Annotated in this window: 10 protein-coding genes; 5 read left to right on the top strand and 5 right to left on the bottom strand. The window is 33.1% G+C overall.

All coding sequences use genetic code 11. The features are described 5' to 3' along the window. Positions 1-176: 176 nt before the first annotated feature. The 4 genes from ACFSCZ_RS13275 to ACFSCZ_RS13260 all read right to left on the bottom strand — a co-directional run bounded on the left by ACFSCZ_RS13275 (position 177) and on the right by ACFSCZ_RS13260 (position 2,003). On the bottom strand, positions 177-380 hold the full coding sequence (locus ACFSCZ_RS13275; RefSeq protein WP_144463417.1) for a hypothetical protein: 204 nt from the start codon (positions 378-380) through the stop codon (positions 177-179). After that, complete coding sequence (locus tag ACFSCZ_RS13270) at positions 373-1,398, bottom strand: helix-turn-helix domain-containing protein (RefSeq protein ID WP_144463416.1); 1,026 nt, start codon at positions 1,396-1,398, stop codon at positions 373-375. Before ACFSCZ_RS13270 ends, ACFSCZ_RS13275 begins: the two co-directional genes overlap by 8 nt. 78 nt (positions 1,399-1,476) lie before the next feature. Next, positions 1,477-1,725, bottom strand: coding sequence for a hypothetical protein (locus tag ACFSCZ_RS13265; RefSeq protein ID WP_144463415.1), 249 nt, complete (start codon positions 1,723-1,725; stop codon positions 1,477-1,479). 35 nt (positions 1,726-1,760) lie between these two features. Next, on the bottom strand, positions 1,761-2,003 hold the full coding sequence (locus ACFSCZ_RS13260; protein WP_186306588.1) for a helix-turn-helix transcriptional regulator: 243 nt from the start codon (positions 2,001-2,003) through the stop codon (positions 1,761-1,763). A gap of 206 nt (positions 2,004-2,209) precedes the next feature. Between ACFSCZ_RS13260 and ACFSCZ_RS13255 the strand changes: the two genes are divergently transcribed. From ACFSCZ_RS13255 to ACFSCZ_RS13240, 4 genes are all read left to right on the top strand, one after another. Next, positions 2,210-2,593, top strand: coding sequence for a helix-turn-helix domain-containing protein (locus tag ACFSCZ_RS13255; RefSeq protein WP_380774482.1), 384 nt, complete (start codon positions 2,210-2,212; stop codon positions 2,591-2,593). A 119-nt stretch (positions 2,594-2,712) separates the two neighbouring features. Continuing rightward, positions 2,713-3,219 carry an ImmA/IrrE family metallo-endopeptidase gene (locus ACFSCZ_RS13250; RefSeq protein ID WP_144463412.1) on the top strand — a complete coding sequence of 169 codons (507 nt, stop codon included), beginning with the start codon at positions 2,713-2,715 and terminating at the stop codon, positions 3,217-3,219. A 183-nt stretch (positions 3,220-3,402) separates the two neighbouring features. Further along, positions 3,403-4,479, top strand: coding sequence for a ParM/StbA family protein (locus ACFSCZ_RS13245; RefSeq protein ID WP_144463411.1), 1,077 nt, complete (start codon positions 3,403-3,405; stop codon positions 4,477-4,479). 78 nt (positions 4,480-4,557) lie between these two features. Continuing rightward, positions 4,558-4,851, top strand: a complete 294-nt coding sequence (locus ACFSCZ_RS13240) for a hypothetical protein (protein WP_144463410.1) — start codon at positions 4,558-4,560, stop codon at positions 4,849-4,851. A gap of 68 nt (positions 4,852-4,919) precedes the next feature. Here the strand turns inward: ACFSCZ_RS13240 and ACFSCZ_RS13235 are convergent, their stop codons facing one another. Beyond that, positions 4,920-5,435: an ATP-dependent DNA ligase gene (locus ACFSCZ_RS13235; protein ID WP_380774479.1), complete on the bottom strand. Its 516-nt coding sequence runs from the start codon at positions 5,433-5,435 to the stop codon at positions 4,920-4,922. 384 nt (positions 5,436-5,819) lie between these two features. On the opposite strand from ACFSCZ_RS13235, the gene ACFSCZ_RS13230 reads away from it, so the two are divergent. After that, positions 5,820-6,146 carry a hypothetical protein gene (locus tag ACFSCZ_RS13230; protein WP_380774477.1) on the top strand — a complete coding sequence of 109 codons (327 nt, stop codon included), beginning with the start codon at positions 5,820-5,822 and terminating at the stop codon, positions 6,144-6,146. Positions 6,147-6,183: the final 37 nt, after the last annotated feature.

The following is a 6,183-nucleotide window of genomic DNA, read 5'->3' as shown; positions in this document are numbered from 1 at the left end:
GTTCCCTTCGCCCTTGTTATTCACAACCTAAACCATTGGCGTGTTTGTCAAGGGCGATTGCGTGAGTTAACCACCCAACCACTGATAGAAATCTAGTGAGTTTTCATAGAACTTTTGACATTACCCTGTTTCCAAGTTCCCTTCCTCCAACCTTAAATTGTTACTAAGTTTTGCAATCACCATTTTTTAAACATATCATCAAATTGTTTTTCCCAATAAGGACTCATGTTTACTCTTAGAGTTTCCTTTCCATTTGAAGATTTTCTGTATGGACTAACCTTAAATAAAATCTGAACGTTTTCAATCATACTTCTTTCTCTTTTGATTCTTGCATTTCCACCATGTTTTTTTGATGCTTGCAAAGAAATGAACTCATCCAAAGTTTTCCTCCCCCTCACCTTCTATCCAATCAAAAAACAGTCCTTTCTTTTGATATTTTCTATTCCTATCAGCGATTTCAGTGGAAATTAACTCATAAATACTTTTGTAGACATACCCCTGTGGGTTATTAATATTCCTTTCTCTTTCAATCTTACGAATTGCACGACTAAAGCAATTAACTATCTTTTGTTCAAGTTCAGGCTCATGTTCCAGCCATATCACACAATCATATTCTCTTTCAACGTTGTTCTTCGCTAAAATAATTGTTCGATAATACTTTTCAGCTTGTTCAGGAGTATCAGTAAACACTTGCAACACCAAAGCTAACTTTCTAGGAACTTTTTCTTCATTTTCAAAAAATGCTTGTTTCATGTATTCATTTTTCAACCTTTCTTTTTCCTCTGTAGTTAAAGAATGAATGAAAGGATTCTCTTTGTTGATAGCACTTTTAGTATCTTTGGTATCTATAGTATCTTTGTGTTTATTAAAACTGTTACTTTTTAAACTATTCTTTATAGTACCCGTGTTTTTCGTACTCGATTTTCCCGTACTCGAATAATTGGGGTATGGATTATCCGTACCCGAACTATTTGGGTATGGCATATCCGATCCCGTTTTTTTAGGGTATGGATCTTTTTTACTTCCGTCCTCTCCTATTTCCTCATCCACCACTGGAACAGGTATTGGCTCGATTGAATATATGTTTCTATCAAATTGACCCTTACTATCTTCTTCATTACTTCTTGTTTTGGTAATGGTTATCAAACCTTTTTCAATTAAAGGCTTCCTCCATTTGTAGTAAGTATCTTCACTCATACCTAACTCTGCACACTGCAAAGCTACACTTGGGAAAGCTGTACGTTCCCCATTACTGGAAATACTTGCAAATGAACACATATATGCATAAATGAGCTTTGACTGTTTTGGTAATGACTTATCTCGCATCACTTGTTTAGCAATCAATCCATATCCACCTTCGTAGATCGTTCCTTTGAATTGAATTACTGCATCCCCCAATGGTACACCCCCTCGTTCAAAAACCAATATATCATACTGTAGTATGACATACAAGTAATACTAATCCCCGATATGACTTCAATTAGTTTTATTAATCCGATTAAGCTGTGACTCATTGATTTTTTTGTTCAAAAAACGATAACATTCATCCCTAGAGGAAAATGCAATATGTGATTCATGACAAGTGACTTCATATAGCCCAAACAAGTTTAATGATATTTTATAAATATCAACGTAAAAATCCTCTCCTTTTTTTAAGAGTAAAATTTTTCTATATAATGGATCGTCTTGCTTGTCTAAATAGTCGTATAAGCATGTTTGCTCCATATCAATTCCCCCTATTAATTTAGTGTTACTAAACACTATTTAATATTCCGAATCGTCTCCAATTGTTCTGAAACAGAACAATCTTCATTAAAAAAAAGCACCCAGCTAACCCCAAATAATTGCGCAATCCGTTTGGCAGTATCGACACTTACCGCATAACCCAACTCAGCTTTTGCATAAGTGGAACGCCCTATTTCTAAATCTTTAGCGACCTGCCATTGCGTCAAGCCTGAATTTTTTCGCATTTTACACAACCAAAGTCTTTTGACTGGCTTCAACAAAACATCATCCTTTTTGACCATATTTGTTATTATTTATCACAATTATATTGTGATGTTTCATAACTGTCAAGCGAAACATCCATTTATTTCTAGGTTTCAGTATCATACACTTCTATGCAAACACTGATATAATGTGATATAATATCACATAAAATAGGTATTTACTCTAAATATTAATACCAATTATGAGTAGGTGGTAGGGTTTGAGTTTTAATGTTCGTTTAAAGGAATACCGCAAAAGAGCAAAGTTGACGCAAGAGGAAATAGCAAAAAAATTAGGTATCAAGAGATCGACTTATGCTAAATACGAGACAGGTGAAAACCAACCTGATTATAAAATGCTAGAGAAGCTGGCAGATTTTTTTGAAGTTACAACTGACGATTTATTAGGTAGAGATAACAAAAAACATGACAAAGAGCCATATAATTCGTTAAAAGAAATAAATGATTTCGTTCGTGAATTAGGCATCGACAGCGTAGGCTTTTTTAACATAGACGATTGGAAGAATTTAGATAAAGAAGATGTAGAAGAGATTAAAAAGCATTTTGAGTGGGTTGCACATAAAGCTAAAACCAGGAAAAAGTAGTAAAGTCCTACAAAAAAGAAAAAAAGCTAAACATTTGTCAATTTATTGGGTCTATCGTATCATGACTAATGTGAGTACTATAGTAGTGTTTTAAAAAATGTTACATCAGGAGTGATACGATGTTTTTTTATTGTCCTACACATTTGGAAGAATGGATTTCTAAATGGTACATCAATGAAGGAATTATACATCCAAGTGACATTGACATTGAAGCTATATGCCAAACCAAAGACATACTCTATGTTGAAAAACCCATTTTTTCACACTACGTCATTGCTGAAGATATGAAAATGATTGTAGTAGACGAAAGAATTGAGGAGGTTAGAAAAAAAGAACATTTTTTTCATGAACTTTTCCATGTTGAATTACATTCGGGAATCCAAACATCTTTGCCAAATCAGTATAGATGCTTACAAGAAGCACAGGCTTCCAACTGTTCCCGATATGCATTAATTCCCTATCATATGTTGAAATTTATTGACTTTAATTCCCATAATGTAATCGAGGATATGCAAAATAAATTTAAAGCGAGCGCCAAGATCTGTATTGAAAGACTTGCTGAAATACACAGAAGAATCACCAGCAATAACAGTGATATACATAATCCCCAAAGAAAAGCAAACTAATAGATTTATCTTAGGTTTAAAATCTTTTGCAAACGAATTCAAAGAGTAGCGACATGCTACTCTTTTTTTGTTCTACATACTTTAAAAAAGTAATTATTAATTAGATTATTATTGAATTATGCCATACAGTATGATATATTGGGCATAAAATAGGTTATAAACGATTAATAGGAGTGATTTTCTATGTTAGCATTTGCATTTGATGTAGGGAATGGCTTTGTTAAGGCTAAAAATGGAAAGAGGACAATTATTGCGCCTAGCACGATTGCAAAGAGAGATAGTATCGGTACATCAAGCATTATCAATATGGCAACAGAATTTGACACAAATTCAGGTTATAACGAATTTGAATCAAATTTAGATGACGGAGAAGTGTATATTTGGGGAGATGGAATCAAAAACGCAGTTGATCCCGATTCTTTAATTCCTACATATACCCATCATAATCGCTACATGCAAAAAAGGTTTAAGTTACTTTGTTCATTTATTTTAGCCGAACTAGCAAGTGATTATGAAGAATATGAGCTTGATGAAGTAACAATAGTGACTGGTGTACCTTCTCAAGAGGTAGGAACAAAGGAATCAGAAGAATTTAAACGCTTTTTACAACAAAAGCATGTTGTAACCCGTAATGGAGTGCAACGCATGATAAACGTTGTGGATGTAAGAATCATCGAACAACCTTTGGGAACATTACTAAACGAATACATGAATGATTCGGGACAAATTCATAAAACTCTAATGACAAGTACTATTACCGTTATTGACTTCGGAGCAGGAACAACAATTATGGATACATTTAAGAATTTAAAACGCCTAGATGACAAATCTGAAACGTTTTACGAAGGAATGAATGATGTTCATAAACGAATAGCGAAACGTATTGAAAGAGAAAATGGAGTAAAAGGTTTAGACTCTTCATTTGTCGAAGAAGGATTTAAAAACGGAACAATGATCGCTGAAATATCTGAAAGAAAAAAGTATCCATTTGAAGATATTGCAAAGGAAATTATAATTGATTTTGTGGAAAAGCGTATTTCTGATATAGACAGCACCTTAACCAATCGAAACAGCATAGACAATTTTATTCTCACTGGTGGTGGAGTTAATATCGTTGGAGAACATTTCAAAAAGGCTTTTAATGAAGAAGCTTTAAAAGTTGTTGTCGATTCTCAAGAATCGAACTTGAACGGGTTTTACAAACTATCAAGCACTATTTCCGCAAATAATAAACCAAATAATAAACAGAAGTTGGCGTAACAGGAAAAATTAATGGAGTGTCTTGTCTTATTGAATGGATAAGACACTCTAAAAAAGTTAAAGTTAGGAGTTTTTATCATGGCACTAGTTAGACGAATTTTTTCATATGATGACATAGAGGACAAGGTAATTCATGATTTTTTAGAAAGTATACCTGAAAGACAACGTTCCAGGCACATACGAATGGCAATACGTTTATATATAAATGAAACAAGAGGATCAGGAAATATCCCAACAAGTTCCAATCAAAATATCTCAAGTAATACGAAAAAAGACCACGAAACGAAACCTAAAACAGTAGAACAGAAAGAGAAAACAAGTGATGAATTTATTGACCTAGACCAAGATTTTCTTGATGATCTAGGGAAATAATTTGCGGATGAAATTTAGAGAAATAAAAAAGAAACTGAATTTTATACCATTAATGAACATAAATTAAATTATGAAACCCACTCCACAAAACTCGGAATTCTAAGTAATCCCTTACTAGTATAATTTCGAAATTTAACTTTAGCCTTGATTTTTGTGTCAAGATAGATAAATTTATCATTCTCGCTCGAAATATAATCTTGGTAAACGGAGTAAAATTCTTTTCTATTTGAAGTTGGCATAAACTCCATTAACCCTGCATAATTGCCATTTTCGTAGCTCAATAGCATCCCGAATTTATCTTTACACAGACCAGTGATGTATACATTCTCATACTTATAGTTAATCACTTTTAACCAGTTATTAGAGCGCTTATTGATTTGATATTTAGAGCTAGTATTTTTAAGGACTACCCCTTCTAAATCATGACTCTTAATCTGGTCAAAATAGGCAATTCCATTTCCAAGTAGCCATTTAACTTTTGTAATTAGTCCATCATCAGGAATGATTTTTTCAAGAATCTCTTTTCGTTCCAGTAGCGTACAATTTAGCTTCTTATTTGAAGAGTAAACAATATCGAACAACATCCTCGTTTATTCATAAGGGGATGTTTTTTATTGGCTCTTTTGTAAATATTATTGCTTTTTATTTTGTAGTTGATATAAAATGCGACGTAGGAGTGGTAGCTTTAGTTGGCTTTCAAATATCGCTGCGAAAAAACATTACGCTTTCACCACTCCGGGTATAAGTGCGACATCTGTTCAAGCAAGCCTTTTACAGTGTCTTCTTTACCGTGGACGACTGATGAGCCTCCTCGTGCTTAGCACTGCCGGGTCTCACCTAGTGTTCACGAATAATAAAGTTGTTTAAAAAATAATAAATTCGTTTAAAATATAAGATAGTTGTTTAAATATTTGCGTAATTTACATCCGTTCGCTTATAATCAAAATAAGCGAACGGATGTTTTTGTATTGTGGAAAGTATTGGGGCTTGATGAATCAATTTATGGTAGAAAGATTCAACCGATTGATTTTAAAATGTTAGAAATTACAAAGAATATTAGAGGGCAAGGGTTGGAAAATTTTATAAAGATGATTCAATTGCTAGATCAGGATACAAATAGATATCTGGTAGCGATGAATCTTGTTTATTTGCAATTGGGTAGAAATTTTTCATTTATAAATGAAAATCTTAGAAGATGTGCTTGCATAGTTAAGGTTAAGAATCTATTAACGAATAAAATTCAATATGTAATTAAGATAGCAGCCTCTGATGGAACAAGTATAACCCCGTTCTAAATTTAGGACGGGGTTAAAAATAGTTGTTTAATTTTTG

Source organism: Siminovitchia sediminis (genome assembly GCF_042680885.1).
Classification (GTDB): domain Bacteria; phylum Bacillota; class Bacilli; order Bacillales; family Bacillaceae_C; genus Siminovitchia; species Siminovitchia sediminis.
The sequence above is the reverse complement of the archived record's forward strand: the minus strand, read 5'-3'. Positions and strand labels throughout refer to the sequence as shown.